The organism is Pseudomonas sp. HD6422 (assembly GCF_025377065.1).
Taxonomy (GTDB): Bacteria; Pseudomonadota; Gammaproteobacteria; order Pseudomonadales; family Pseudomonadaceae; genus Aquipseudomonas; species Aquipseudomonas putida_U.
This window is the reverse complement of sequence record NZ_JAHWIW010000016.1, coordinates 73,091-99,826: the sequence shown is the minus strand read 5'-3', so window position 1 is coordinate 99,826 and position 26,736 is coordinate 73,091. Positions and strand designations below refer to the sequence as shown.

The 26,736-nt window shown below is 62.4% G+C and carries 22 protein-coding genes and 1 pseudogene; 9 read left to right on the top strand and 14 right to left on the bottom strand.

Annotation, left to right across the window (positions count from 1 at the left end):
• Nucleotides 1–40: 40 nt before the first annotated feature.
• A complete protein-coding gene (locus tag KY379_RS13755; RefSeq protein WP_133327648.1) occupies nucleotides 41–523 on the top strand; it encodes a glycine zipper domain-containing protein in 483 nt (160 codons plus the stop codon).
• Between the two features lie 57 nt (nucleotides 524–580).
• Here the strand turns inward: KY379_RS13755 and KY379_RS13750 are convergent, their stop codons facing one another.
• The 3 genes from KY379_RS13750 to hslO form a co-directional block, all read right to left on the bottom strand.
• Nucleotides 581–1,021 (bottom strand): acyl-CoA thioesterase, encoded by a 441-nt coding sequence (locus KY379_RS13750; protein WP_261240957.1) that lies wholly within the window; start codon nucleotides 1,019–1,021, stop codon nucleotides 581–583.
• Nucleotides 1,022–1,111: 90 nt separating this feature from the next.
• Nucleotides 1,112–2,653, bottom strand: a complete 1,542-nt coding sequence (locus KY379_RS13745; RefSeq protein ID WP_133327652.1) for a phosphoenolpyruvate carboxykinase — start codon at nucleotides 2,651–2,653, stop codon at nucleotides 1,112–1,114.
• Between the two features lie 179 nt (nucleotides 2,654–2,832).
• The gene (hslO, locus tag KY379_RS13740) at nucleotides 2,833–3,732 is read right to left on the bottom strand and encodes an Hsp33 family molecular chaperone HslO (RefSeq protein WP_261240954.1); all 900 of its coding nucleotides are present in this window, start codon (nucleotides 3,730–3,732) and stop codon (nucleotides 2,833–2,835) included.
• Between the two features lie 118 nt (nucleotides 3,733–3,850).
• Here hslO and KY379_RS13735 point away from each other — a divergent pair, with 118 nt between their 5' ends.
• Entirely contained in the window at nucleotides 3,851–4,645 is a 795-nt protein-coding gene (locus KY379_RS13735) for a phosphatase PAP2 family protein (protein WP_261240952.1), read from the top strand.
• 61 nt (nucleotides 4,646–4,706) lie between these two features.
• Here KY379_RS13735 and KY379_RS13730 read toward each other — a convergent pair whose 3' ends face one another.
• The gene (locus tag KY379_RS13730) at nucleotides 4,707–5,108 is read right to left on the bottom strand and encodes an RNA-binding S4 domain-containing protein (protein WP_261240950.1); all 402 of its coding nucleotides are present in this window, start codon (nucleotides 5,106–5,108) and stop codon (nucleotides 4,707–4,709) included.
• 109 nt (nucleotides 5,109–5,217) lie between these two features.
• Between KY379_RS13730 and KY379_RS13725 the strand changes: the two genes are divergently transcribed.
• Both KY379_RS13725 and rimK read left to right on the top strand, forming a co-directional pair.
• On the top strand, nucleotides 5,218–5,700 hold the full coding sequence (locus KY379_RS13725) for an ATP-dependent zinc protease (protein ID WP_133327660.1): 483 nt from the start codon (nucleotides 5,218–5,220) through the stop codon (nucleotides 5,698–5,700).
• A complete protein-coding gene (gene rimK / locus KY379_RS13720; RefSeq protein WP_133327662.1) occupies nucleotides 5,697–6,602 on the top strand; it encodes a 30S ribosomal protein S6--L-glutamate ligase in 906 nt (301 codons plus the stop codon). The genes KY379_RS13725 and rimK overlap by 4 nt, the downstream gene beginning before the upstream one ends.
• 61 nt (nucleotides 6,603–6,663) lie before the next feature.
• On the opposite strand, the gene KY379_RS13715 is transcribed toward rimK, so the two are convergent.
• Nucleotides 6,664–7,977 (bottom strand): ATP-binding protein, encoded by a 1,314-nt coding sequence (locus KY379_RS13715; RefSeq protein ID WP_133327664.1) that lies wholly within the window; start codon nucleotides 7,975–7,977, stop codon nucleotides 6,664–6,666.
• Between the two features lie 16 nt (nucleotides 7,978–7,993).
• On the bottom strand, nucleotides 7,994–8,734 hold the full coding sequence (gene ompR / locus KY379_RS13710; protein WP_133327667.1) for a two-component system response regulator OmpR: 741 nt from the start codon (nucleotides 8,732–8,734) through the stop codon (nucleotides 7,994–7,996).
• Between the two features lie 225 nt (nucleotides 8,735–8,959).
• Here ompR and KY379_RS13705 point away from each other — a divergent pair, with 225 nt between their 5' ends.
• The 5 genes from KY379_RS13705 (at nucleotide 8,960) to KY379_RS13685 (ending at nucleotide 19,586) form a co-directional block, all read left to right on the top strand.
• Nucleotides 8,960–11,284 carry a Tex family protein gene (locus tag KY379_RS13705; RefSeq protein ID WP_133327669.1) on the top strand — a complete coding sequence of 775 codons (2,325 nt, stop codon included), beginning with the start codon at nucleotides 8,960–8,962 and terminating at the stop codon, nucleotides 11,282–11,284.
• The gene (locus tag KY379_RS13700; protein ID WP_133327671.1) at nucleotides 11,284–11,667 is read left to right on the top strand and encodes a PaaI family thioesterase; all 384 of its coding nucleotides are present in this window, start codon (nucleotides 11,284–11,286) and stop codon (nucleotides 11,665–11,667) included. The genes KY379_RS13705 and KY379_RS13700 overlap by 1 nt, the downstream gene beginning before the upstream one ends.
• Before the next feature lie 154 nt (nucleotides 11,668–11,821).
• The gene (gene gshA / locus KY379_RS13695) at nucleotides 11,822–13,399 is read left to right on the top strand and encodes a glutamate--cysteine ligase (RefSeq protein WP_261240944.1); all 1,578 of its coding nucleotides are present in this window, start codon (nucleotides 11,822–11,824) and stop codon (nucleotides 13,397–13,399) included.
• On the top strand, nucleotides 13,399–14,034 hold the full coding sequence (locus KY379_RS13690) for a TetR/AcrR family transcriptional regulator (RefSeq protein WP_261240943.1): 636 nt from the start codon (nucleotides 13,399–13,401) through the stop codon (nucleotides 14,032–14,034). The genes gshA and KY379_RS13690 overlap by 1 nt, the downstream gene beginning before the upstream one ends.
• Before the next feature lie 86 nt (nucleotides 14,035–14,120).
• Nucleotides 14,121–19,586, top strand: a complete 5,466-nt coding sequence (locus tag KY379_RS13685) for a dermonecrotic toxin domain-containing protein (RefSeq protein ID WP_261240942.1) — start codon at nucleotides 14,121–14,123, stop codon at nucleotides 19,584–19,586.
• A gap of 39 nt (nucleotides 19,587–19,625) precedes the next feature.
• Here the strand turns inward: KY379_RS13685 and KY379_RS13680 are convergent, their stop codons facing one another.
• From KY379_RS13680 to KY379_RS13645, 8 genes and pseudogenes are all read right to left on the bottom strand, one after another.
• A complete protein-coding gene (locus KY379_RS13680; protein WP_003255829.1) occupies nucleotides 19,626–19,841 on the bottom strand; it encodes a molybdopterin-binding protein in 216 nt (71 codons plus the stop codon).
• Between the two features lie 46 nt (nucleotides 19,842–19,887).
• Nucleotides 19,888–20,752: pseudogene (gene ssuB, locus KY379_RS13675) on the bottom strand (aliphatic sulfonates ABC transporter ATP-binding protein).
• Nucleotides 20,697–21,494, bottom strand: a complete 798-nt coding sequence (gene ssuC / locus KY379_RS13670) for an aliphatic sulfonate ABC transporter permease SsuC (RefSeq protein ID WP_261240941.1) — start codon at nucleotides 21,492–21,494, stop codon at nucleotides 20,697–20,699. The pseudogene ssuB and the gene ssuC overlap by 56 nt, the downstream one beginning before the upstream one ends.
• A gap of 11 nt (nucleotides 21,495–21,505) precedes the next feature.
• Nucleotides 21,506–22,654: an FMNH2-dependent alkanesulfonate monooxygenase gene (ssuD, locus tag KY379_RS13665; protein WP_196173635.1), complete on the bottom strand. Its 1,149-nt coding sequence runs from the start codon at nucleotides 22,652–22,654 to the stop codon at nucleotides 21,506–21,508.
• Between the two features lie 60 nt (nucleotides 22,655–22,714).
• The gene (locus KY379_RS13660) at nucleotides 22,715–23,680 is read right to left on the bottom strand and encodes a sulfonate ABC transporter substrate-binding protein (RefSeq protein ID WP_196173633.1); all 966 of its coding nucleotides are present in this window, start codon (nucleotides 23,678–23,680) and stop codon (nucleotides 22,715–22,717) included.
• 94 nt (nucleotides 23,681–23,774) lie between these two features.
• Complete coding sequence (gene ssuE / locus KY379_RS13655; RefSeq protein WP_196173631.1) at nucleotides 23,775–24,368, bottom strand: NADPH-dependent FMN reductase; 594 nt, start codon at nucleotides 24,366–24,368, stop codon at nucleotides 23,775–23,777.
• 187 nt (nucleotides 24,369–24,555) lie between these two features.
• Nucleotides 24,556–25,194 (bottom strand): peroxiredoxin, encoded by a 639-nt coding sequence (locus tag KY379_RS13650; RefSeq protein ID WP_133327690.1) that lies wholly within the window; start codon nucleotides 25,192–25,194, stop codon nucleotides 24,556–24,558.
• A 164-nt stretch (nucleotides 25,195–25,358) separates the two neighbouring features.
• Complete coding sequence (locus KY379_RS13645; protein WP_133327692.1) at nucleotides 25,359–26,672, bottom strand: OprD family porin; 1,314 nt, start codon at nucleotides 26,670–26,672, stop codon at nucleotides 25,359–25,361.
• Nucleotides 26,673–26,736 lie beyond the last annotated feature (64 nt).

Sequence of the window (26,736 nt, the reverse complement as noted above, 5' to 3'; positions counted from 1 at the left end):
CCTTCACATTTCGCCTCGTCATCCCTATGAGGCTCTCTTGATGAAGAAGTACTCCTCGATTCTGTTGTTGTCTTTCAGCTTGCTCAGCGGCGTTGCCATGGCAGGCGGCTCCACCGAGGCCGGCATTGGCGGCGCATTGGGTGGGGTACTGGGTTCAGTCGTCGGCCAGTCGATTGGCGGTAGCACCGGTGGCGCGATCGGTGCCGGCCTGGGTGGCGCCGCGGGCAGTGCCGTCGGTGCCGACAAGCACCAGCGCGGCGAAGCCGCCATCGGTGGCGCGCTGGGCGCCGCGGGCGGCAACGTGATCGGTCGCTCGGTAGGCGGCACCACCGGCAGCTATATAGGCGCGGCCGCAGGCGGCGGTGCCGGTGGCGCGCTGGGCAACTATATGGGCAACAAGGCCGATGAAGACGACCGTCATGACGGACGCCGCTACCGTCGCGGCTACGACGACGATCGTCGCCACTGGGACCGCGGCCACCACTATGGCCACCGCAAGCACAAGCGCCACTGGCGTCACTGATACCTGGAGCTAGGCCCAGGCAGTTAGAAGAGCCCCGCCCTTGCTGGCGGGGCTTTTTCATGCCGGCCGGTCGAGCGCCAGGCCGGCCAGGATGGCCTGCAACGTCTCTGGCAAGGCCAACGGACGGCCACTGGACCGCTCGACGAACACCTGCACCACCGAGCCCGCCGCGCAGGCCTCAGCCTCTCCTGGACGGAACAACGCCAGGCGGTATTCCACCGTGCTGCCCACAAGCCGCGTGACTCCCAGCCCGACCTCAAGCACGTCCGGGAAACCGGGCAGGGCGTAGAAGTCCGCCGCTGAACTGACCACGAACGCCGCCACCTCGCCTTCGCGAAGGTCCAATCCGGCCTGCTCGACCAGGAAGGCCTGGATCGCGGTTTCGAAGAAACCGTGGACGGTAGCACCGGCAATATGACCGTTGAGATCGTTGTCCTGGGGACGGGTGAGGATCGGGTGGAAGTGGAAGAAGGCGGTGCGATTGGGGGATTCGGTCATGGGAGTGGGCTCGATATCCGCGACGGGTCTATCAAGTGAAACAGAAAAGCCGCCCCAAGGGGCGGCTTTCTCATTCCAACCAGCGACAGCTTACAACTGAGGACCAGCAGCCTTGATGGCCTCGGACACGTCGAACTTCTTGAAGTTCTCGGTGAACAGCTTGGCCAGGCCTTTGGCGGCCTCGTCGTATGCAGCCTTGTCAGCCCAGGTGTTGCGCGGGTTGAGCAGCTCGGTGTCGACGCCCGGAACGGCCTTCGGCACGTCCAGGTTGATGATGTCCAGGTGCTCGGTCTCGGCACCGACCAGAGCACCGCTCTGGATGGCAGCGATCACGCCACGGGTGGTCGGGATGCTGAAGCGCTTGCCAACACCGTAGCCACCGCCGGTCCAGCCGGTATTGACCAGGTAGACCTTGGAGCCGAAAGCATTGATACGCTTGATCAGCAGCTCGGCATACTCACCGGCCGGACGCGGGAAGAACGGTGCGCCGAAGCAGGTGGAGAAGGTCGACTTGATGCCGCCGCCCGAACCCATTTCAGTGGAACCGACCAGTGCGGTGTAGCCGGACAGGAAGTGGTAAGCCGCCTGCTCGTTGTTCAGGATCGACACCGGAGGCAGAACACCGGTCAGGTCGCAGGTCAGGAAGATCACTGCGTTAGGCTCGCCACCCAGGTTGGCCTCGGCACGCTTGGCCACGTGCTCCAGCGGGTAGGCGGCACGGCTGTTCTGAGTCAGGCTGACATCGGCGTAGTCGGCGTGCTTGTTGGCATCGAGAACGACGTTCTCCAGGACTGCGCCGTGCTTGATGGCTTTCCAGATGACTGGCTCGTTCTTCTCGGACAGGTCGATGCACTTGGCGTAGCAGCCACCTTCCATGTTGAAGACGACACCTTCGCCCCAACCGTGCTCGTCGTCACCGATCAGGTAACGGCTTTCGTCGGCCGACAGGGTGGTCTTGCCGGTACCGGACAGGCCGAAGAACAGGGTCACGTCGCCTGCTTCGCCGATGTTAGCCGCACAGTGCATCGGCAGTACGTCGGCAGCCGGCAGCAGGAAGTTCTGCACCGAGAACATGGCTTTCTTCATTTCGCCGGCATAACGCATGCCAGCGATCAGCACTTTTTTGGCGGCGAAGTTGATGATCACGCAGCCGTCGGAATTGGTGCCGTCACGCTCAGGCTCGCAGACGAAGTTGGCGACGTTGAGAATCTGCCACTGGTCGCGGCCAGCCGGATTGAACTGCTCAGGGTTGATGAACAGGCAACGGCCGAACAGGTTCTGCCAGGCAGTCTGGGTGGTCATCTTCACCGGCAGGTAGTGCTCGGCGGCCGCCCCTACGTGAACGTAGGAAACGAAGTGATCCTGGGCGTTGTTGAACGCCTCGACGCGGTCCCACAGGGCATCGAACTTGTCGGCCGGGAACTTGCGGTTGATCGGGCCCCAGGCAATGGCGTCCTGGGTGGAAGGTTCTTCTACGATGAAACGGTCGGCTGGCGAGCGGCCGGTACGGTGGCCGGTCTCGACTACCAGTGCGCCAGTATCGGCCAGCACGCCTTCACCGCGTTGCAGCGCTTCTTTGACCAGTTCATCGACGCTCAGGTCGGTGTACACGGTGTTGTTGGCTTGCGTCATGAGATACCCCATCCGGCCCGAGGCCGAGTGCTCCAAACGTTTTGTAGTTGTCTCGAAAAAACTACTACAGCGAAAAAAGTGGCCGGATTATGCCAGAAACGCCCAAAAAAAGTAGGCCCCTCCTGTCAGATCCGCTCTTTTGCGCAATTCGACAGGAGATTTCCCTAAACTTAAACGTTTCAGTGACGAGTGTCTGACGCCAGGGCAGTGCCACCACCGGCAAACAGCTGGGCCACGTCGCTGGCATCGAAGAAGTAGCGTTCGTTGCAGAACTGGCAGTCGATCTCCACCGTTCCCCCGCACTCTTCCACCAGCTGCTTGGCGTCATGCTCGCCAAGACTGACCAGTGCATTGCCGGATCGTTCGCGCGAGCAACTGCATTTGAAGCGCAGCGGCTGGATATCGAACAGGCGCACGGCATCTTCGTGATACAGGCGGTGCAGCAGGGTTTCGTTTTCCAGGCTCCACTCCTCGGGCTTGAGCGTACTGGCCAAGGCGATCACATGTTGCCAGCTTTCCTCACGCTCTTCATCGTCCGGCTGACGGTCCCGCGGCAGTTGCTGCAGCAGAAGACCGCGAGCCTTGCCCGTGGTGGTATCGAGCCAGAAGCGGGTGTTGAGTTGTTGGGACTGAACGAAATAGTTGGTGAAACACTCAGACAGGTTGGCACCGTCGAGGTCGACGGTACCCTGGTAGCGCTGGCCCTTGACCGGATCGATGGTCAGGGTCAGATGGCCATCGGGCATCAACTGAGCCAGGCTCGCATCAGCCGGGATCTGGTCCGCTTCATAACGGGCCATGCCGCGGATGTCACGCTCACCCGAGCACTCGACCATCAGCAATGGGATCGGCCCCTGCGATCGCGCCTGCAGGATCAGCAGCCCGTCGAACTTCAACGCGCCCACCAACAGGGCGGTAGCAGCCATCAGTTCGCCGAGCAGCGCCTGTACGGGAGCGGGGTACTGATGACGTGCCAGCACCGCGGCATAGCTGTCCTCGAGCGTCACCCACTCGCCGCGGACATCGCGGTCGTCGAAGATGAAACGTTGGGTGAAATCGGTATCTGGCAAATCGCTCATAGGTTTTGGCTATCTGAAAATGATGACAAAATGGTTACACCGGCTATCGCGCCCTGCGAAAGCCCATGACAGAGCACTCACAAGGCGCTCCGATTTCTGTTTGCAATAGAGGCATTTTATGGACAATCGACCCCTGTTCCAAGCAAGGTGGTCTTGGGGCCCCCTGGTAGCCTGCACCGTGCTACCCATCGCTCTACTGTGTTTCTGGTTGTGGCCTTTTGGCCAGATACTCTGCCTGACTTTCGACGAGTGGCTGTTCCACAGCCTCAATGCGCCACTGGCAGACAACACCGCTTGGCGGTATGTGTGGACCGTCGGCAGCCTGCGGCCCTTCGACATCGTCGTTGGCCTGATCCTGCTGGCCGTGCTGATCCGGGGCAACTTCGTGTTCAAGGCCGGCCAGGTGCGAGAGGCCTTTTTCGGCTTTCTGGTCACGCTGATCCTATTAGTGGTGATTCGCGCACTGTTTTCCAAGTGGGTGGATGCAATGGGTTGGCAACATGACAGCCCATCGATAGTGTTCGACAACGTCGTGCACCTGAGCGACTACTACCCCAATCTGGAAAAAGCCTGGGAACTGAAAGACCGTTCCAGCAACAGCTTCCCGGGCGACCACGCCTCGGTACTGTTGATCTGGGCGCTGTTCATGAGCCTGTTCAGCCGCCGCCTGGTGCAGTACCTGGTGATCTGGGGCCTGGCCTTCCTGTTCATGATGCCGCGCCTGGTGGCCGGTGCCCACTGGGGTCAGGACGACTATATCGGCGGCCTGCTGATGGCGGTACTGGCGCTGGGCTGGAGCTGCCATACGCCACTGGCGGCCAAGGGGAGCGCCTTGCTGCTGCGTTGGACGGCGCCGCTGTTCAGGCTGATGGGCAAGTTGCCATTGGTCGGCCGGCTGGCAGTCGTTCGCTAGCAAACCGGCTCCTACAGGTATAGCGCCGGCCTGTAGGAGCCGGCTTGCTGGCTGATGAGCGCTACTCGAAACTGCCATGCAGCTGGTGAATCTGCCGGCGCTGCTTCTTGTTCGGCCGACCGTCGGTAGTCATTCCCAACGCCCCAGCCTTTCGCAGCTCGGCCGCTTGCTCGCGACGGCGCACGCTTTCCTCGGTTTCTTCATACAACGTCTGCGCCTCGGGTGCCCCACGCCGCACGACCGACAACGCCTTGACCACCACCGTGCGTTCGTCGAAGCCGGTACGCAGCACGAACTCGTCACCCACCCGGGGTTCCTTGCCTGGTTTGCAGCGCTCGCCACGGCAGTGCACCTTGCCACTCTCGATGGCCGCTTTGGCCAGCGCCCGTGTCTTGTAGAAACGTGCCGCCCAAAGCCATTTATCCAGACGAACCTTGTCGTCCTCCGCCTGCTTGCCTGCCATCCCTCTACCTCTGATTCTGTCTTTCATCGAACTGTACTACCGTAACCAGCGGATGCAAAAAATCGCTGCCGTGCTTACAGTTCACCACCTCATCCGCAGGGTGCGCTTCGTGAAGACATTTGACCATCTGACAATGATCGGCCTGCGCGAGTGGGTCGCGCTGCCCGACCTGGGCGTCGCTGGGCTGCGCGCCAAGATCGACACCGGTGCCAGCACCTCCAGTCTGCATGCCACCGAGGTGGAACCCTTCGAACGCGATGGTCAGCGCTGGGTGCGCTTTACCGCCCACCTGGGCTCGGTGGTGCAGTTGCGCCACCGCCGTTGCGAAGCGCCGCTGGTCGCCATGAAAACCATCAAGAGTTCCAATGGCCAGGCCCAGATTCGTTACGTGATCCGTACGTCGCTGGCGCTGGGCGATGAAGTCTGGGAGGTCGAATTTACCTTGGCCTGCCGAAAGAACATGCGTTACCGCCTGCTGCTCGGCTCCAAGGCGCTCGTCCAGGCGCAATTGGTCGTCAACCCTGGTCTCAAATACGTTCAAGACAAACCGGCCTTCCCGGCCACACTCTCTCCTGTCACAGGTGCTGCATGAAGATCGCTGTGCTGTCGCGCAATCCGCGTCTGTATTCCACCCGCCGCCTGGTCGAAGCCGGCACCCAGCGTGGCCACGAAATGGTAGTGATCGATACGCTGCGGGCCTACATGAACATCGCCAGCCACAAGCCGCAGATCCATTACCGCGGCAAACCGTTGGAAGGCTTCGATGCGGTGATACCGCGCATCGGCGCCTCGGTGACCTTCTATGGCTGCGCCGTGCTGCGCCAGTTCGAGATGATGGGGGTCTATCCGCTCAACGAGTCGGTGGCCATCGCCCGCTCGCGCGACAAGCTGCGCTCGCTGCAGTTGCTGTCGCGGCGCGGTGTCGGCCTGCCGGTCACCGGTTTCGCTCATTCGCCAGACGATATTCCCGACCTGATCCAGATGGTCAACGGCGCGCCGCTGGTGATCAAGGTGCTCGAAGGCACCCAGGGTATCGGCGTGGTGCTGTGCGAAACCACCAAGGCTGCCGAGTCGGTGATCGAAGCCTTCATGGGTTTGAAGCAGAACATCATGGTTCAGGAGTACATCAAGGAAGCCGGCGGCGCCGACATCCGCTGCTTCGTGGTCGGTGACAAGGTGATCGCCTCGATGAAGCGCCAGGCCAAACCTGGCGAGTTCCGCTCGAACCTGCACCGAGGTGGCGTGGCGAGCCTGATCAAGATCACGCCCGAAGAGCGCATGACCGCCATTCGTGCGGCCAAGGTCATGGGGTTGAGCGTGGCGGGGGTGGATATCCTGCGCTCCAACCATGGCCCGTTGGTGATGGAGGTGAATTCATCGCCAGGCCTGGAAGGCATCGAGGTGACCACCGGCAAGGACGTGGCCGGGATGATCATCGAGCACCTGGAGAAGAACGGCGGACCTAATCAGACCCGAACCAAAGGCAAGGGTTGATCCGAACCGCAACGGTCCCTTCACGGGCGAGCTCGCGAAGGGACCGTGCAGTCCATCACATTCAAACGGCGTTACGCGGCAGCAAGAGCCCCAGCGGCAGTCTCACCCGCGCCTCGATCCCCCCGCCGGAGCGGTTACGCAGTTCGACGTTGCCACCGTGCTGCGCGGCGATCCGCTTGACGATCGCCAGACCCAAGCCAGTGCCCTTGCCACCTCGCGCCCGATCACCGCGAATGAACGGGTTGAAGATGGTCTCCAGCTCCGACTCATCGATCCCCGCGCCGCGGTCCAGTACGCTCAGCACCACGTACGGTGCGCTCTCGTCACCCGATACGTAGGCGGCCACCTCGACCCCCTTGCCGGCGTGGTGCAAGGCATTGCCGATCAGGTTGCCCAACATGCGCTTCAAGGAAACCCGGCGCAGCGGAAACGGCGGGATCGGCTCCAGACACAGGCGCACACGCTCTTCCGGCTGGTTGTAAGGGGCCACGACTTCCCGCACCAGGTCAGCCAGGTCGACCTCCTCCACCGGCTCGTCACGGCCATCGCGGATGAAGGCCAGGAACTGGTCGAGGATCGCGTCCATGTCCTCGATGTCGCGCACCATGTCCTCGCTCAGTTCGCTGTCATTGCCCATCAGCGACAACGAAAGACGCAGGCGGGTCAACGGTGTGCGCAGGTCATGGGACACGCCCGCCAGCATCAGCTCACGCTCTCGTCCGGCCTGCTCGACATCCTCGGCCATCTGGTTGAACGCACGGTACACCTCGGTCATTTCGCTCGGCGTATCGCTGATCGGCAACCGTACGCTGCGCCCCTGCCCCAGCTGGCGAGCAGCGAAGACCAGGCGCTTGAGCGGTTGGTTGAGCTGACGTACGAAGATCCACGCCGACGCCGTGGACAGCAGGCCGATCGCCAGGAACCAACCCAGCACGTTCCAGATCTTCTGTCCGCGCAGCGGGTGCGGGTACAGCGGCACCTTCAACCAGCCGGGTCCCAGGCTCGGCGCATTCACCCACAAGGCGGGTGGTGCGTGGATGCGCAGGCGGACTTCGGTGTCCTCGCCCAACTCGGCCTGCATCTGCCGCTGGTAGATTTCACTGTACGGCCAGTGCTGCTCGCCTTCCGGCACGCCGGAGCCCGTCACGCGGATCAGGCCCGCAGCCTCGGCGATCTTGTCGCGGTTCTGTTCATCCGCCGCCCAATACGCCCGGAGGGTCAAGGCCACGCCGTGGCTGTACTGGCGGTCGACCAGCACGTCCTCGTTCATGAGCAGATAGACCAGGGTCAGGGCCTTGGAGAACAGGACGACGATCAGCACCAGCCACAGCGTGCGCGCAAAGAAGCTCTGCGGGAACCACAGCGGCGTTTTCATCGATGGCGAGGCATCATCATTTGCTGGCGTTTCCGTCCGGTACGAACACGTAGCCCACGCCCCATACGGTCTGGATATAACGCGGCTTGGACGGGTCCGGTTCGATCATGCGACGCAGGCGCGAGATCTGCACGTCGATCGAGCGCTCCAATGCATCCCACTCACGGCCGCGGGCCAAGCTCATGAGCTTGTCGCGGGTCAGCGGTTCGCGGGCATGCATGACCAAGGCCTTGAGCACGGCGAACTCGCCGGTGGTGAGCATGTGCACCTCGGCGCCGCGTTTGAGTTCACGGGTAGCCAACGACAACTCGTAGTCGCCGAAGGTGACCGTTTCGTCTTCGCTGCCCGGCGCGCCCGGCACGCTTGGCGCCTGACGGCGTAGCACGGCCTTGACGCGGGCCATCAGCTCGTCCGGGTTGAACGGCTTGCCCAGATAATCGTCGGCACCCAGTTCGAGCCCCTTGATACGGCTAAGCTCGTCGCCCTTGGCGGTGAGCATGATGATCGGGATCTGGTTGTTCGCTTGGCGCAGGCGCTTGCACGCGGACAGACCGTCCTCGCCCGGGAGCATGAGATCGAGCACTACCAGATTGAAGACTTCGCGCTGCAGCAGGCGGTCCATCTGTTCGGTATTGGGCACCGCACGGGCACGATAGCCCTTGCTGGTGAAGAAACGCTCCAGCAGGCTGCTCAGCCCCGGGTCGTCATCGACGATGAGAATCTTTTCGCCTTCAGCGTTGTTCGCAGTGCCGGTCATGAATAACTCCTCTGATATCGCCGCACATTATGGCGTAGCCACTGCCGTGCGTGCCGTGTGCATTGTTAGCAGATTTTTCCCCAGGCGCCAGTTCCCAGGCCCGGCCACTGGCCTGGCGCCATCACCGCAAGCGAGTTTCGACGGGTATAATGCGCCGCTTTCATCCAGCGCCGCCGGGCCCATGCCCTGCCGCGGCCCCGCATTCACTATTGTCAGGTGGTTTACATGGACAGCATCAACAGCCGTATCGCCGAAGAACTGGGCGTGCGTCCACAACAGGTCGAGGCGGCCGTGGGCCTGTTGGACGAAGGCTCGACGGTGCCCTTCATCGCCCGTTACCGCAAGGAAGTGACCGGCAGCCTGGACGACACCCAATTGCGCCACCTGGAAGAACGTCTGCGCTACCTGCGTGAACTGGACGAGCGCCGCACCAGCATCCTCGCCAGCATCGAGGAGCAAGGCAAACTGACCCCAGAGCTGGCCCGCGAGATCAAGCTGGCCGACACCAAGACCCGCCTCGAAGACCTGTACCTGCCATACAAGCAAAAGCGCCGCACCAAAGGCCAGATCGCCCTCGAAGCCGGCCTCGGCGAGCTGGCCGACGGTCTGTTCAACGACCCGAACCTCACCCCGGAAAGCGAGGCAGCGCGCTTCGTCGACGCGGAAAAGGGCTTCGCCGACGTCAAGGCCGTGCTTGAAGGGGCCAAATACATCCTCATGGAGCGTTTCGCCGAGGATGCCGCCCTGCTCGACAAACTGCGCAGCTTCCTCAAACAGGAAGCGGTACTCAGCGCCCGCGTGGTGGCCGGCAAAGAAGAGGAAGGCGCCAAGTTCCGTGACTATTTCGCCCATGACGAACTGCTGCGCACCGCACCTTCCCACCGCGCCCTGGCCATTTTCCGTGGCCGCAACGAAGGCGTGCTGAGCGCCTCTCTCAAGGTCGGCGAGGAGCTTCCTGGCACCCTGCACCCCTGCGAACTGATGATCGGCAACCACGTCGGCATCGAGAATCGCGGCCGCCCGGCCGACAAGTGGCTCGGCGAAGTGGTGCGTTGGACCTGGAAGGTGAAGCTCTACACCCACCTGGAAACCGACCTGTTCGGCGAACTGCGCGACAACGCCGAAGGTGAGGCCATCAACGTCTTCGCCCACAACCTGCACGACCTGCTGCTGGCCGCACCCGCCGGCCCCCGCGCCACCCTGGGCTTCGACCCGGGCCTGCGCACCGGCTGCAAGATCGCCGTGGTGGACGCCACCGGCAAGCTGCTGGACCACACCACCGTCTACCCGCACGCGCCGAAGAACGACTGGGACCGCACCATTTCGATCATGGCTGCCCTGTGCGCCAAGCACTCGGTGGAACTGATCGCCATTGGCAACGGCACCGCCAGCCGCGAAAGCGACAAACTGGTGGCGGAGCTGGTTAAAAAGTATCCAGCGCTGAAGATCACCAAGATCATGGTTTCCGAAGCCGGTGCATCGGTGTATTCGGCCTCGGAACTGGCAGCCCGCGAGTTCCCGGACCTCGATGTGTCGATCCGTGGCGCGGTGTCGATCGCCCGTCGTCTGCAGGACCCCCTGGCCGAGCTGGTGAAGATCGATCCGAAATCCATCGGCGTCGGCCAGTACCAGCACGATGTCTCGCAGGTGAAGCTGGCCCGTGGCCTGGACGCTGTGGTCGAGGACTGCGTGAACGCCGTGGGGGTCGATGTCAACACCGCCTCGGTAGCACTGCTGACGCGCATCTCCGGCCTCAATGCCACCCTGGCGCAGAACATCGTCGCCCACCGCGACGCCAACGGCCCGTTCGCCACCCGTGCGGCGCTGAAAAAGGTCAGCCGCCTGGGCGAGAAAACCTTCGAGCAGGCCGCAGGCTTCCTGCGCGTGATGAATGGCGACAACCCGCTCGACGCTTCCGCCGTGCACCCGGAGGCTTACCCGCTGGTACAACGCATCGCCGCCGACACCGACCGAGATATCCGCTCGCTGATCGGCGACAGTGGCTTCCTCAAACGCCTCGACCCGAAGAAGTTCACCGACGAGACCTTCGGCCTGCCGACCGTCACCGACATTCTCCAGGAGCTCGACAAACCAGGCCGCGACCCACGCCCCGAGTTCAAGACCGCCACCTTCCAGGAGGGCGTCGAAGACCTCAAGGACCTGGAGCCTGGCATGATCCTCGAAGGTGTGGTGACCAACGTCACCAACTTCGGCGCCTTTGTCGATATCGGTGTGCATCAGGACGGCCTGGTGCATATCTCGGCGCTGTCGGAGAAGTTCGTCAAGGATCCACGGGAAGCAGTCAAGGCTGGCGACGTGGTCAAGGTCAAGGTCATGGAAGTCGACATCCCGCGCAAGCGCGTCGGTCTTTCCATGCGCATGGGCGACACCCCCGGCGAGAAGGTCGAAGGTCATCGCGGGGGTGGCCGTGGCAACGGCGGCAATCGCCAGCAACAGGCCCAGCGCCCACGTGAAACCACCAGCGCAGCCCCGGCCAACAACGCCATGGCTGCGCTGTTCGCCAACGCCAAGCAACTGAAGAAGAAATGATGGAAATTCCCAAGGATTTGGTCCACAGCGCCTACAGCCAGCTTCTCGGCTGCCGCGTGCAACGCCTGGACACCGGCGTTGCTGAGGTGGCTCTGGCGCTGGAGCCTCAGTTGCGCAACCGTGGCCAGAAGCTGCACGGCGGGGCGATCTTCAGCCTGGTGGACATCGCCATGGGCCTGGCCTGCTCGGCCAGTCATGGTTTCGACCAGCAAAGCGTCACCGTCGAATGCAAGATCAACTACATGCGCGCCATCAGCGAAGGGGAAGTGCTGTGCACCGCCCGCGTGCTGCATGCCGGGCGGCGTACGCTGGTGGTCGACGCCGACGTAGTCCAAGGCGACAAACTGGTGGCGAAAGCGCAAGGAACCTTTGCAGTTCTATAGCCGCCAAAGCGGTATCTGCGGTATTTTTCGGCAGTGCGCTGGCACTGCCGGAACCGCGTAAACCAGGCGACAACGCCAGTTCCTTTCTACCTACCCTTGTAGACCGTTATTTCTACCCCCATATTGGGGCGACTGACGCGTGAAGGAATACATCTTGAGCGACCTCCTCAACCGCCGCCTGAGCCTGCTCGGCGCCAATCTTCCCCTGCTCAAGCAGTGCCTGCACGGTATTGAGCGCGAATGCCTGCGCGTGACCGACGAAGGTCGCCTGGCCCAGACTCCGCACCCAGAGGCATTGGGCTCGGCGCTGACCAACGAGCAGATCACCACCGATTATTCCGAGTCGCTGCTGGAGTTCATCACCCCAGCCCTGGCCGACCCAGCCCAGGTCCTCGACAGCCTCGAGCAGACCCACCGCTTCGTCTACAGCAAGCTGGGTGACGAATACCTGTGGAGCCCGTCGATGCCCTGCGTGTTGCCGGCCGAGGAGGACATCCCGATCGCCGAGTACGGCACCTCGAACATCGGCAAGCTCAAGCACGTGTACCGCAAAGGCCTGGCCCTGCGCTACGGCCGCACCATGCAGTGCATCGCCGGCATCCACTACAATTTCTCGCTGCCCGAGGCGCTGTGGCCGCTGCTGCGCGCCGCCGAAGGCAGCGACGAGAACGACCGCGACTTCCAGTCGTCGGCGTATATCGGCCTGATCCGTAATTTCCGCCGCTACAGCTGGTTGCTGATGTACCTGTTCGGCGCCTCGCCGGCCCTGGACAAAGGCTTCATGCGCGGCCACCCGCACCAGCTCGAAGAGCTCGATGCCGACACCCTGTTCCTGCCCTACGCCACCAGCCTGCGCATGAGCGACCTGGGCTACCAGAGCAATGCCCAGGCTGGGCTCACGCCCTGTTACAACGATCTGGCCAGCTACACCGACAGCCTGCGCCGGGCAGTGGGCACGCCGTATCCGCCGTATGTCGAGATCGGTACCCATGTCGATGGCGAGTGGGTGCAACTGAACACCAACATCCTGCAGATCGAGAACGAGTACTACTCGAACATCCGCCCCAAACGCGTCACCTACACCGGCGAGCGGCCGATCCAGGCGCTGACGGCCCGTGGCGTGCAGTATGTCGAGGTACGTTGCCTGGACATCAACCCGTTCCTGGCAGTGGGCATCGACTTGCCCCAGGCTCGCTTCCTCGACGCCTTCCTGCTGTTCTGTGCACTGAACGACAGCCCACTGCTGGACAACGGCGAATGTGGCCAGTGCACCGATAACTTCCTGACCGTGGTCAAGGAAGGCCGGCGTCCAGGCCTTGAACTGCAGCGCAACGGCCAGCCGATCGACTTGAGGCAGTGGGCCAACGAGTTGCTCGACAACATCCGCCCCCTGGCTGAGTTGCTCGACCAGGCCCATGGCGGCGAAGCCCACGCCAAGGCGCTGGAAGCGCAGCGGGCGAAGGTCGACGACGCTTCGCTCACCCCATCCGCCCAAGTGCTGGCGCGCATGACCGAGCATGACGAGAGCTTCGCCAAGTTCGCCCTGCGTCAGAGCCGCATCCATGCCCAGACCTTCCGCGAGCAGCCGCTGAGCCAGGATCGCCAGCAAGCTTTCGAGACCCTGGCCCGCGATTCGCTCGTCGAGCAGTCGCGCCTTGAACAGCAAGAGGTCGGTGACTTCGACCTGTTCGTCGGCGCCTATCAGGCGAGCATCCTGGCGATCAGCAACTGATGACCCGCGCTGCCACCCCCCGCAAGCCCCGCGCCAGCAGCCAGGCCAGGATCGACGCGATTCTGGCGGCGGCTCGCGAGTTGCTGGCCGAACAAGGGGTCGCGGCGTTGTCGATCTACAGCGTCGCCGAGCGGGCGCAGATCCCGCCGTCGTCGGTCTATCACTTCTTCGCCAGCGTTCCGGCGCTGCTCGAGGCACTGACCGCCGACGTGCACCGGGCGTTTCGCGAAGCGTTGAGCGCTCCGATCGACAGCAGCGCCTTCACCACCTGGCATGAACTCTCGAGGTTGATCGAGCGGCGCATGCTGGAGATCTACAACGATGATGCTGCCGCCCGCCAGTTGATCCTGGCCCAGCATGGCCTGAGCGAGGTGGTGCAAGCCGACCGCCTGCACGACATGGAATTGGGCGACCTGATGCACAAGCTGTTCGACCAGCATTTCCGCTTGCCGCAGATGCCGGACGATGTGGATGTGTTCGCCCTGGCGATGGAGTTGAGTGACCGCGTCTACGCCCGCTCGATGCAGCTGTTCGAACAGATCACACCGCGCATGGCCGAAGAAGGCATGCGCGTATTCGAAGCCTACCTGGCGCTGTACCTACCGCCCTTCCTGCCCCTGCGCATCAATGGCTGAGTAGATAGATCTACCACCTCGCGTCACCCAATGAACCTTTCAATGAGGGCACTCGCGCACGCGCGCCTTCAAAGAGATGATCGTTCATGTCCACCCCCACCCTTACCCTTCTGCCACTCACGGATACCGATACCGACAGCGCCGACCAACACCTGGCAGGAAAAGGCAATCTGCTGGTCGTCGCCCGGCAGACCCAACGTTCGAGTGCCGCGCAACTGCGAACACTGCTGAGCCAGGCGCCCGGCTTGCAGCACATCTTGCGCACGACGCTGCGTACCCAGCTGCAATTCGATCCGTCCAGTTGTGGCCTGCGGCATGATCAGAGCCAGGTGACACTGCTGACCTTCGCCGCCCGCCTGCTGGTCAGCCCGGTCTCTGCCAACGCCTTTGCCGAGTGGTCCGGCTGGGGCTTCGGCGATACCCATGCCAACTGGAGCGTCGCGCAATGGACGCAGTACCTGACCCCGGTCGTGACTGCTGCCAGGCTGCGCGCCCCTGAGGAGTACTGGCAAGGACGCATGCCAGGTACGACCATCTCCCGGCAGAGCCACGCGTGCGAGCTGTTGCGAGAACACTTCGCCAGCAGCTTGGACATCGCCTACGGGATCGCCACGGTGCAAGTCGATGATTGGCTGCATGGTCGGCAAACCGTGCTGCCCTGCGCCCAACTGGCATGGCGCCAGCCCGACAACCGAGCGCTGGTCAGTGCCTCGGCGCTGCTGATCGGCCCCTCTTCCGAAGGCTCACGCTGGTTGCTCTACCAGCCGGGTGCCAGGCACCCGGTACTGGCATTCGACACCCTCGACAGCCTACGCGACTGGAGCTTCCAGAATCGATCCAGTCTCTGGTCGAACCCGAGGTCATCGGTTACCCAGGGCACTCGCGATGATGTGGTGGTCACACCATTCGATGGCGACGGCTTCGCTACGTTGATCGCGCAAATCCTCCGCCACAACGACGCCGTGACCGACCATCATCTGCTCGAGGCCAGCCAGCGAAGCGATACCGACCCGCTGGACTGGAGCGATCTGCAAGCCTGGGAAGCAGAGCGCAGCGAGGCCGTGAGAGCATCACTGGATGCCGCCCACGAAGTTGCCATCGAAGGCGTGATCGCAGCCGATGTTGAACTGGCGCACGAGGAGGTGCACTTCGCCTGCCTGGAGCAGCACCTGCCGCTGCGTTGGCGAAACCAGCAGGTCGAGCATCAGGAAATGCTCCTGGAGCAGCACTTGGCAGGCGACGAGGAGCCGACTTCCGACAAACTCACGCAATTGCGCGAGCAGCAGGCAGCGCTGGAACAACTGCAGGATTCTCAGGAGCTGTATCTGCTCGAACTGCCTGACGAGGTGACCAGCACCGATTGGCAAGCAATCACCGGTGAACAAACACGGGAAGAACAGCTCACCGATGGTCTGACCCAGGCGCTGCTCAAAGAAGCTCGCCTCAGCCATCTGTTGGGCGAACTGTCTGCATCCCATCTGCAGTGGATCGAACAACTCGTCGACCGCCCAGAACCCAGCCTGCAGCGCCCTGTTCAGGTATGCTCGCTGGAGTTGATCGCAGGAGACCACACCTGGCAACTCTGCGGCTACCTGACCCTGCACGCCATCCCCGATCAGGACGATGAGAATCCGGATCGTTCGGTTCTGTTGTACAGACCAGGCCAGCGTGGCGGCCTGATGGCATTCGATGGCGTGGCTGCGCTCGACGCCCGCCTGTTGGCGACGCTATATGGGGCATGGCCGGATGCATTGCTCGAATCCGCCTCGCCAAGCGACCCAGCGCAGCTGTTCAGCATACTGGCAAGTGCGCCACAGGTAACGTTCAAGCGCGTGCCTATCGACACCCACTTCATGCAGCACTGCGTGCGCTCCATCGTCAACGCATTGCCTGCGCCAGCCAAACGGCAACAGGCCCGGCAACGCTTGTGCATTGGTGAAAACCGCGCCCGTGCGCTGGCGGTTGCACGCTTCGCGGAAAAGAACCGCACCGAGCATCTGCATGCACGAGTAACGTCATTGCAGCATCTTGACGCCGAACAGATCACCGAGCTGGCCAGCACGATCGAAAAACTCGAAGGCGCGTTACGGGCTTCGGGCGACTTGCTCAAGCTGAGCCTGCCAGCCCGCAAGGAGTATGCCCGGCTCAAATTGCTCAATCACTTGCGCCGCGCTTTCAACCTCAAGGAAATACCACGCATCAGCCTCGACATCGCCGACAGTGTCACCTTGCAAAAGACCGTCACCGGCCAATCGGCGACGGGCGGGGCCGGCTCACGCGATGTGCCGGTGTTCAGCAAGGAACGCAGTGAAGTCGAGCTGGAAACCTTCATCCTCTGGGCGCTAGACAACAGCCGCAGCCTGCGCCTGAAAGATGCCTCCATCAAGATCGAACCCGCCAATACCGTGCTGCAACAAAGCGTCACCACGGATTACATCGCCACGCTCATCGAACAACTCGATGTCGCCGGAAACTACGAAAAACGCATCACCGAAAGCTACCTGGGGTTCCCCCACGAATCCGCGTGGCAGGCGCAGTGGCGCCAGGAAACCCTCCGCCAGCCTTACCTGTGCCGCTTGCAAGTGCTCACGCAGCTCAGGTCGACCAGCCTCGATGCCGATGGCCAACGGTTGCTGGAGAACTTCTGTCGAGAGCAGATCGATGCAAATAATCACAGAACCATCACACACCATACCGTGGAGCTCAGGCCCGGAGTCGCCGCAGACGGTTCAAGCGACAGGATCGGCCTGACCGGTGTTCACATCATTCAGGGCACGACCGGGCCCACGCTGCTGTATCTACCCGAAGCGCCCAGTGGCGAGGTCATCAGCCAATACGCCAACGCCAGCGAAGCCTGCCAGGCCCTGCAAAACATGGCACTGGACGACGACATGGCGCAATACCTGGCGAACCAGTCCCAGGAAGGCGATCCCAAGCTTCATCACAGCTACATCAAGACCGCCCTGCAGAAGGGCTTCCGTGGCTTTATCGAAATTGGCCTGGCGCGCCCGGAGTCCTTACCGACCTATGAGTCTCGCCTGGACATGGGCCAGCGCATCCGTGCTCACCGCGCCTCTTCGCGCAGCCAGGCCGACTTGAGCCTAGCGGCTCCCGACAACTTCGATCGCTACTTCTTCCTGATGCTCAGGCTGGCTCTGGGCATTACACCTGGCGTGGGGACGGCCCTGGCGCTCTACGACGGCTGGAATGCGGCGACGGCTGCGGTCAAGGCCTTCGGCGCTGGCAACACGGAAGAGGGGCTCCAACAGTTGACCAGCGTACTGCAGTCATTGACCGATGCCGTCCTCACACTCGCGCCGCTGGCCAGCACCGCGAATACACCGGCCCTGAGTGCCCGTCAATTGACCCAGCACCGCCAACGGCTGGACCCGCTTCGCAGCGTGGGCAGTATCCGCAAATCGCCGCCCAGCCCATTCGCCGGGTACGAGGTCGAACTCCCCACCGGCCCGATGCTACGCACCAGGCACCGGCAAGGCGCGCAGGTGTTCGAGCACGTGGACAGCCAACAGCACTACATCACCCGCAACGACGCGTGGTATGCCGTGAACTGGGACCCCACCTACTCGACCTGGAGGCTCAAGCCCCAGGGCACCCGCACCTATCCCCAGCCCGTGCGTTTGAGCGAACACGGTCGATGGGAAACCCCTGGCAGGTTGAGCGGCCTTCTGGTCGATGACGGCCTGGCGGGCGGCGGTGGGGTATTGACCCGGCTGTACGACCACGGCGTAGCCTATTGGCGCACGACGCTCGGCCGACTGCGTCGTCCACTGACCGGCATGGAGCTCGCCTATGACATCAGCGAAGAGCTGCAACGCATCGGCCGCCGCATGAATGCGAAGGAGTTGGCGTACAACGCGGCTAAACGACAAGTCGCGGACCTGGACCTCATCAGCGATGGGCAACGAACAGCGATTGCCAAGGCGCGTCAGCAATGGGTCGATGAGCTTAATCGAAGTCTGGAATTCAACACGCTCAGCCTTGCGCGCCTCCAAGACCAACGCTCAACCCTGACCCCCAGTAACTACAAGAGCTTCACCAACAGGTGCAAGAAGAACATCAACGAACTGCACGTACTCGACATGAAGCTGATCTCCGAGCGCGTCATCTTTGCTACAGAGCATGTAAGACAAGCTGGAGACGCGATCCGGGATCTGCATGGACGGCTGGTGGACGCCGCGTTGATGCAGCGCCGGACTGCAGATTCCATACGGGCGAATCTTGAACTGATCGATGCCCTGCAGGAAGTGGAGCGTGTCTCCATTCGCCACCACACCAGGGCCGGCCAAGTGCAAGGCGAGGTGAAGGCTCATTACGATAAAAAGGTCAAAGGCGTCATTCTGACTCTCGACGCGACAAATGCACGACTGGTACGGGCATCGATTCTGTCAACGACCCTGTTTACCTCCCATGCAACCCAACATCCGCAGATGGGAGCGTTCATGACGCTCTTCCTCGAGCAGGGCAGGACATTCCGCAGCACACTATACAGCCAGATACAATTGCCCTCGACCGACCTGAGCGTGGCTCAGAGGCGCCGCTTCTTGCTCAATGCACAGGATCGCTATCGAACCTTCCTGAGCCACCTCACGTCTTGGGAGGATACCTTCCAGGACCTGCTATCCCCGACGGAAACCCGCGCTTTCCGACGAGTGACGCATCAGTTGATCCGCCAGATCGATGACCACCTCAAAACCAACACACCCCCTCCAACAACCGGGCAAGATGTCAGGGTCAGCCACCCACGAATGTTCGAAACCGTCGAGGGTCCGCTGATCGGCACCGAGGTCATCGAAGGTGGGCAGCCCCGCATGCACATCAACGAGCCCAACTCCAATCGAGCGCACTCCATCTATGCCAGGAACGCGGCAGGCGAATGGCAGCTAACCGGACAGCAACACGCAGCCCCGACGCAAACGGTCGCTCAGCTTGTCGATACGGCCACTGCCAGATTGAATGATCTTTCCCGGCAGCAGGCCAGGTTGCGCCAATACCAGACACCACAAAGCTTGCCGGTCGACCTCGAAGACATTGCCCAGGGCCATGCGCAGCAACTGCGATTCATCGCCGCGAGGATCCGCCAGCGGGCAGGCGATGGCATCACCGCCCAGCACACTGCCTTGATCGACAGGCTGGACACGGCCGCCGAGCAGATGAGGGCGCTGGGTCGCCAGCTACGCATTGCCCAGACCAAGGCGAGCAGCAAGCCTACCGGTGGTTACCTGGAATATCTGGTTGAACAGGGAGAAGTGGAGGTTGCCTGGTCGCGCACCTTGAAACCAAAAGTGGACCGCAGGAACAAACCGATCGAGTATCTGGAGGAATACCGTATCGATGATGCAGCGACTCAGCAGCCGCTGTGGTATGCCCATTTCCATTTCAGAACGAAGCCGGCAAGGGGTTTCAACCGACTCGAAAAAGGCCATCTGAAGTTGCCCAGCGAGCGTGACATGGGCACTGGCGCTTGGCGCGGAGACTTGAACGAAGAGCAGGCCACGAGGCTGTTCGGCAACTTGCGCCCGGCCAGCCGTTGAGCCTTCGCCTGGGCTGCCCTGCAGCCCAGGCCTTGGCCCTTACAGCTTGGCGATGGACACTTCGGTCGACTTCACGAAGGCAATCACTTCGCTGCCAACCTGCAGTTCGAGCTCCCGCACCGAACGCGTGGTGATCACCGAGGTGACGATACCCGATGCAGTCTGTACGTCGATTTCCGACAGCACCGGGCCTTCGAGGATTTCTTTCACGGTGCCTTTGAACTGGTTGCGGACGTTGATCGCTTTGATGGTCATGGTTTGATTCCTTCTCTATGGCGTCTGGGGTCTATGGCTCTGGGGTTCAGTGCGCCCAGCGCAGTTGCGTGGGCAAAGGGGCTACAGGGTCCGGCTCGGGCGGCGTGCCCGGCACCGACAACACACGGTTGAGTACTTCGCTTTCCAGCGCCGCCAGGCGATGCGAACCACGCGCCCTCGGCCTTGCCAGATCGACCGTCAGGTCCAGGCCGACTTCGCCGTCCTCGATGAGGATGACGCGATCGGCCACAGCCACGGCCTCGTTGACGTCATGGGTGACCAACAGCACGGTGAAGCCATGCTGGCGCCACAATCGTTCGATCAACTGCTGCATTTCGATCCGGGTCAGTGCATCCAGCGCACCCAGCGGTTCGTCCAGCAGCAGCAGACGCGGCTGATGGATCAGTGCCCGGGCCAGGGCCACACGTTGTTTCTGACCTCCCGACAACGCTGCCGGCCACTCGTTGGCACGGTCCGCCAGGCCTACCGCTTCCAGCGCATCCCGCGCACGTGGGCGCCAGTCACCGGAAAGCCCCAGGCCCACGTTGTCAATGACCTTCTTCCAGGGCAACAGGCGTGCGTCCTGGAACATCAGCCGGGTTTCTTCACGCGCATCGGCCAGCGGCGCGGCGCCCGCCAGCAGCTCGCCGGCGCTGGGTTGATCGAGCCCGGCCAGCAAGCGCAACAAGGTGCTCTTGCCGCAACCGCTGCGACCGACGATGGCGACGAACTGGCCGGCCGGAATATGCAGATCAATCCCCCGCAGCACTTCGCGCTGGCCGAAGGTCTTGCGCAGGCCCTTGGAGGCCAGCGGGATGCCGCGCAGCAAGCGCGGCGGCTGTTCCTTGAGCACAGTCATGCGCCCTCCTTCCTGGCCACTTGGTAGGCCGGGTGCCAGCGCAGCCATACACGCTCCAGGCCGCGCGCGGCGAGGTCGGCGAGCTTGCCGAGCACGGCGTACAGAACGATCGCCAGCACCACCACATCGGTCTGCAGGAACTCACGAGCATTCATCGCCAGGTAGCCGATGCCGGCATTGGCCGAAATGGTCTCAGCGACGATCAGCGTCAGCCACATGAAACCCAGGGCGAAGCGCACCCCCACCAGGATCGATGGCAGAGCGCCCGGCAGGATCACCTGGCGGAACAGGCCGAAGCCGGTCAGTCCGTAGCTACGGGCCATTTCCACCAACGCCGGATCGACGTTGCGAATGCCGTGGTAGGTGTTGAGGTAGATCGGGAACAGGGTGCCCAACGCGACGAGGAAGATCTTCGCCGACTCATCGATGCCGAACCACAGGATCACCAACGGGATCAGCGCCAGGTGCGGAACGTTGCGGATCATCTGCACCGAGCTGTCGAGCAGGCGTTCGCCCCAGTTCGACAGGCCGGTGATGAAGCCGAGCAGCAGGCCGATGCTGCCACCGATGACAAAGCCCAGGCCGGCGCGCCAGCCGCTGATCGCCAGGTGGGTCCAGATCTCGCCACTGCGCACCAGTTCGACGCCGGCGCTGACCACAGCGCTCGGTGCCGGCAGGATCCGCGTGGACAGCCAACCGGCGCTCACCGCCAGCTGCCAGGCCGCCAGCAGCAGCACCGGCAGCGCCCAGGGCGCCAGGCGCTGGCTTAGATGGGTAGAGGTTGCACGACTCATGACCTCGGCCCTCAGCTTTGCGCGACGGACTTGGGCAGGATGTCGTTAGCCACCATCTCGCCGAACGGGCTGACATAGCCACCGGACTTGGGCTGCTCGGGACGCTGCACGTCCAGGTGCGGGAACAGCAGTTCGGCCACGCGATACGACTCCTCCAAGTGGGGGTAGCCGGAAAAGATGAAGGTATCGATACCCAGTTCGGCATATTCCTTGACCCGTGCGGCCACGGTCGGGCCGTCGCCAACCAGGGCAGTACCGGCGCCACCACGCACCAGGCCGACACCAGCCCAGAGGTTGGGGCTGACTTCCAGCTTGTCGCGGTTGCCATTGTGCAGGGCCGCCATGCGCTGCTGACCGACTGAGTCGAAGCGTGCCAGCGAAGCCTGGGCGCGGGCGATGGTGGCGTCATCCAGGTGGGAGATCAGCTTGTCGGCAGCGGCCCAGGCCTCTTCGTTGGTTTCCCGCACGATCACGTGCAGACGAATACCGAAGCGCACTTCACGGCCTTGGGCGGCGGCTTTCTCACGCACGGCGGCGATCTTTTCGGCCACGGCACTCGGTGGCTCGCCCCAGGTCAGGTACAGCTCGACCTGCTCGGCGGCCAGGTCTTGGGCGGCCTCGGAGGAACCGCCGAAGTACAGCGGCGGACGCGGTTGCTGAATCGGCGGATAGAGCAGCTTGGCGCCCTTCACCTGGATGTGCTTGCCGTCGTAGTCGACCACTTCGCCTTCGAGCACCTTGCGCCAGATGCGGGTGAACTCGACCGAGGCTTCGTAGCGCTCCTGATGGTTCAGGTGCAGACCATCGCCAGCCAACTCCTCCGGATCACCGCCGGTGACCAGGTTGAACAGCGCGCGGCCATTGGACAGGCGATCGAGGGTGGCCGCCTGGCGTGCCGCCACGGTCGGCGAAATGATGCCTGGGCGCAGCGCGACCAGAAACTTCAGGCGCTGGGTCACCGGAATCAACGAAGCTGCCACCAGCCAGGAGTCCTCGCAGGAACGCCCGGTGGGAATCAGCACTCCGCCGAAGCCAAGGCGGTCGGCGGCCTGGGCGATCTGCGCCAGATAGCCGTGATCGACTGCGCGTGCGCCCTCGGAGGTGCCCAGGTACTTGCCGTCACCATGGGTGGGGAGGAACCAGAAAATGTTCAAGCTCATTGGAGTTGTCTCCTTGCAAAAGGGCCCAGGCCGGGGCTACGCCGCGGCACGGCGAATCGGTCAAGGCGCGCTGGCGACCTTGGCCGGTGGCGTCCAGATCACATCCTTGATGCTCAGCGGCTTGGGAATCAGCTTGAGCGCCTGGAAGGTGTCGGCGATCTTCTGTTGCGCGGCGACTACCGCCGGGGTCAGCGGCGCCGCGCCGTAGCCCTGGCGCTTGACCGAGGTCAGGGTGATGTCGGCCGGCAGCCCGAGCAGCGGCGCGACCTGGTCGGTGACCTGTTGCGGGTTGGCCTGGGACCATTCGCCCACCGCGCGCACTTCGTCGATCAACGCGCTGACCACTGCAGGGTGCTTGGTCGCATAGTCACGGGTGGCCAGGTAGAACTGGTGGTTGTCGACCAGGTCCTTGCCGTCGCGCAGGGTGCGCGCCTGCAGTTGCTGTTCGGCAGCGGCCTGGTACGGATCCCAGATCACCCAGGCATCGACGCTGCCACGCTCGAAGGCGGCGCGGGCATCGGCCGGAGGCAGGTAGACCGGTTGAATGTCGCTGTACTTCAGGCCCGCGTCCTCGATGGCGCGGACCAGCAGGTAATGGACGTTGGAGCCTTTGTTGAGGGCGACCTTCTTGCCCTTGAGCTCTTTTACCGACTGAATCGGCGAACCCTGGGGCACGAGGATGGCTTCACTGTGCGGCGCAGGTGGCTCGTAGGCCACGTACAACAGATCGGCGCCAGCAGCCTGGGCGAACACCGGCGGGGTCTCGCCGGTTACGCCGAAGTCGATCGAACCGACGTTGAGCCCTTCGAGCAACTGCGGGCCGCCGGGAAACTCGGTCCATTGCACCTGGATGCCCTGTGCGGCCAGACGCTTTTCCAGCGAGCCTTTGGCCTTGAGCAGCACCAGGGTGCCGTATTTCTGATAACCGATACGCAGGCTCTCGGCCTGGGCTTGGGTAATCGCGCCGAAGGACACAGCCGCCGCGAACAGGGCGACCAGACCACGACGCAAGAAGAATGTGCGCATAGCGCTCTCCTGTGCGAATAGGGTTCGGGTTGCACCTGCTTGCCTCGTTGACGGGCGAGTAAGGTGGATGAAGCGATGAAACGTTGGTGCGGGGTCAGATACTCCAACGGGCACTGATCAGGCGTTCGTTTAGCACACCCGGAGCCACGGGCCGGGGCCTGCGGGCCAAGGCGACGTGAAAGGTCTCCAACGAATCGAGCAGGCGCTCTTGCAGAGCCGGTGCCAGCTTGGCAGGCCCTGCGCCTTCTGCGTAGGCGATCTGGCTGTCGTCGGCGAAGATCCCTTGCAGGGTCTCCTGCGCCTTGAGTGCCGACAGCACAGGTTTCAATGCGTAATCCACTGCCAACATGTGGGCGATGCTGCCGCCAGTGGCGATCGGCAGCACGATCTTGTGCTCCAGGGCACGTTCGGGCAGCAGGTCGAGCAGGGTTTTCAGGGCGCCGGCAAACGATGCCTTGTACACCGGGGTGGCGACCACCAGGCCATCGGCCTGCGCCACCAACTGCTGGAGATGCTGCACGTGCGGGCTGTCGAAGCGCGCGTGGAGCAAGTCCTCTGCCGGAAAGTCGCGGACCAGGAAGGTCACCACCTCGACCCCACGCTCCTGCAGCCACTGGCGCGAACGCTCGAGCAGCACGCCTGAGCGTGAACGGAGACTGGGACTACCACCGATTGAGACGACCAGCATTGCAGCGCTTCCTTGTGTTGGGCTGAGGTGACATTACCAGCCGTTTAATATATCTATAAATCATATTTTTTAATTTGTTTATTCTATTTAAGCCTATACAAAAGACTCAGATTGCACGCATAAAAAAGGGCCGTCGAAACGGCCCGAAACCCCTGCAAAGGCTAAGCGCAATGCAACGCAAGAATGCCTAGCGGTTGGGCTGCGGAGTCACGCGCAGATAAGGTTTGACGGCCCGATATCCCTTGGGAAAGCGCTGCTTGATCTCATCCTCGTCCTTCAGCGCAGAGACGATCACCACGTCGTCGCCGTCCTGCCAGTTGGCTGGCGTGGCGACCTTGTGGTTGTCGGTGAGCTGGAGTGAGTCGATCACCCGCAGAATCTCGTTGAAGTTGCGCCCGGTACTGGCAGGGTAGGTGATGGTCAGTCGCACCTTCTTGTTCGGGTCGATGACGAACAGCGAGCGCACGGTCAGGGTGTCGTTGGCGTTGGGGTGGATCAGGTCGTACAGATCGGAAACCTTGCGGTCGGCGTCGGCGATGATCGGGAAGTTGACCACGGTGTTCTGGGTCTCGTTGATGTCACCGATCCACTTGTGGTGCGAATCGACCGGATCCACCGACAGGGCGATGACCTTGACCCCACGCTTGGCGAATTCGTCCTTGAGCTTGGCGGTCAGGCCCAGCTCGGTGGTGCAGACCGGGGTGAAGTCGGCCGGATGGGAAAACAGCACGCCCCAGCTGTTGCCGAGCCATTCGTGGAAACGGATCTTGCCTTCGCTGGATTCCTGCTCGAAGTCGGGGGCAATGTCGCCGAGTTTGAGGCTCATGGGGAACGGCTCCTGTGCTGTGTTCTGACGTTGTGGGTTCAATGTGCCTGCGTTCGCATAAAAACAAAAAGAATAAATAACGATGTATTTATAACTATCATTCATACGAAACTCCAGGCACAAAAAAGCCTCGCACTAAGCGAGGCTTCTTTTGCAACTACGACTTACAGGAAGCTGTAAGTGTAGTTGACGATGAAGCGGGTCTGATCCTGGTCAGCAGAGGACTCTGGACCTTCGCCACGGTAAACACCCTGGCGCAGGCTGAAGCCCAGGCCCTTGAGGGTGCCTTGCTGAACGGTGTAGTCGATGCGTGCATCGCGCTCCCACTCGTCATAGGTGCCGTGACCGGACTTGTAACGAACATCGTCACCACGCAGGTAGGAGATGGACGCCTTCAGACCAGGCACACCCAGACCAGCGAAGTCATAGGAGTACTGACCGAAGGTGGTGTTTTCACCCGCCTTGGCGAACTGGTTGATCATGCTGTCGGTGAACAGGTAGAAGCTCGCACCACCGGCACCTTCGTCGACCAGGCTGCCTTGGTTCAACCAGACGAAGCCGCCGTCGTCGCTGACCTGTTGGTGACCGACCATCAACGCATGGCTACCCAGGGTGTAGGTGAACATGGCGGACCAGGTCTTGTTGTCGACCTCACCATTGTTCTTCGCATAGCCATTGTTGTTGTTGAAGATGTAGCCAGCCTGGCCGTTCTTGCCATCGCTGCTGCTGTCGAAGTAGCGCAGGTCGGTCTTGAACGACTGATCGTCAGCGATCTTGAAGACGTGGGTCGCACCCAGGAAGTGCTGCTTATAGAAGTCTTCCAGGTTCGAGTAGTAGTACTGCAGGGTCAGGTCCGGGGTGAGCTTGTAGTCCAGGCCACCGTAACGGAACTTGTTGCTTTCCTGAGTACCGCCTGCAACGGACAGGCCGGTGCGGTTGCTCGACGCACGGCCCATGGCGTGGGTCAGTTGACCGGCGTTGATGGTCAGGTTGTCGATTTCCTTCGACTGGATGGTGCCACCCTCGAAGGTTTGCGGCAGCAGACGGCCATCGTTGGCGACCAGGATCGGCAGGTTCGGCGCCAGAGCGCTACCGAAGTGCACCTCGGTCTTCGAGAAACGCGCCTTGGCGTTAGCACCCAGGCGAGCCCACTGGCCGACAGCCGAGCCATCGGAGTCGCTTGGGAAGAAGCTGCTGTTATCGGGGTGCTTGCCGCGGCCACCGTCCAGGTGGATGCCCCACAGTGCTTGGGCATCGACACCGAAGCCGACGGTGCCTTCAGTGAAACCGGAGATGTAGTCGAGCTTGAAGCCCTGACCCGATTCGCGGTTGTCGGAACCGCCATCGCGGTTGTCACCGTTGAAGTACATGGTACGCGAGCTGAGGGACAGCTTGCTGTCCTCGATGAAACCAGCAGCGCCTGCTTGTTGGGCGAGAACCCCCACTGCCACGGCGAGAGCCAGGCTGGACTTGTACATGTTTTGCTCCTCTACGTTCTAATTCTTGTGTGTCTCAGGCGGCAGGGTCTTGCGCCCCGCTTGC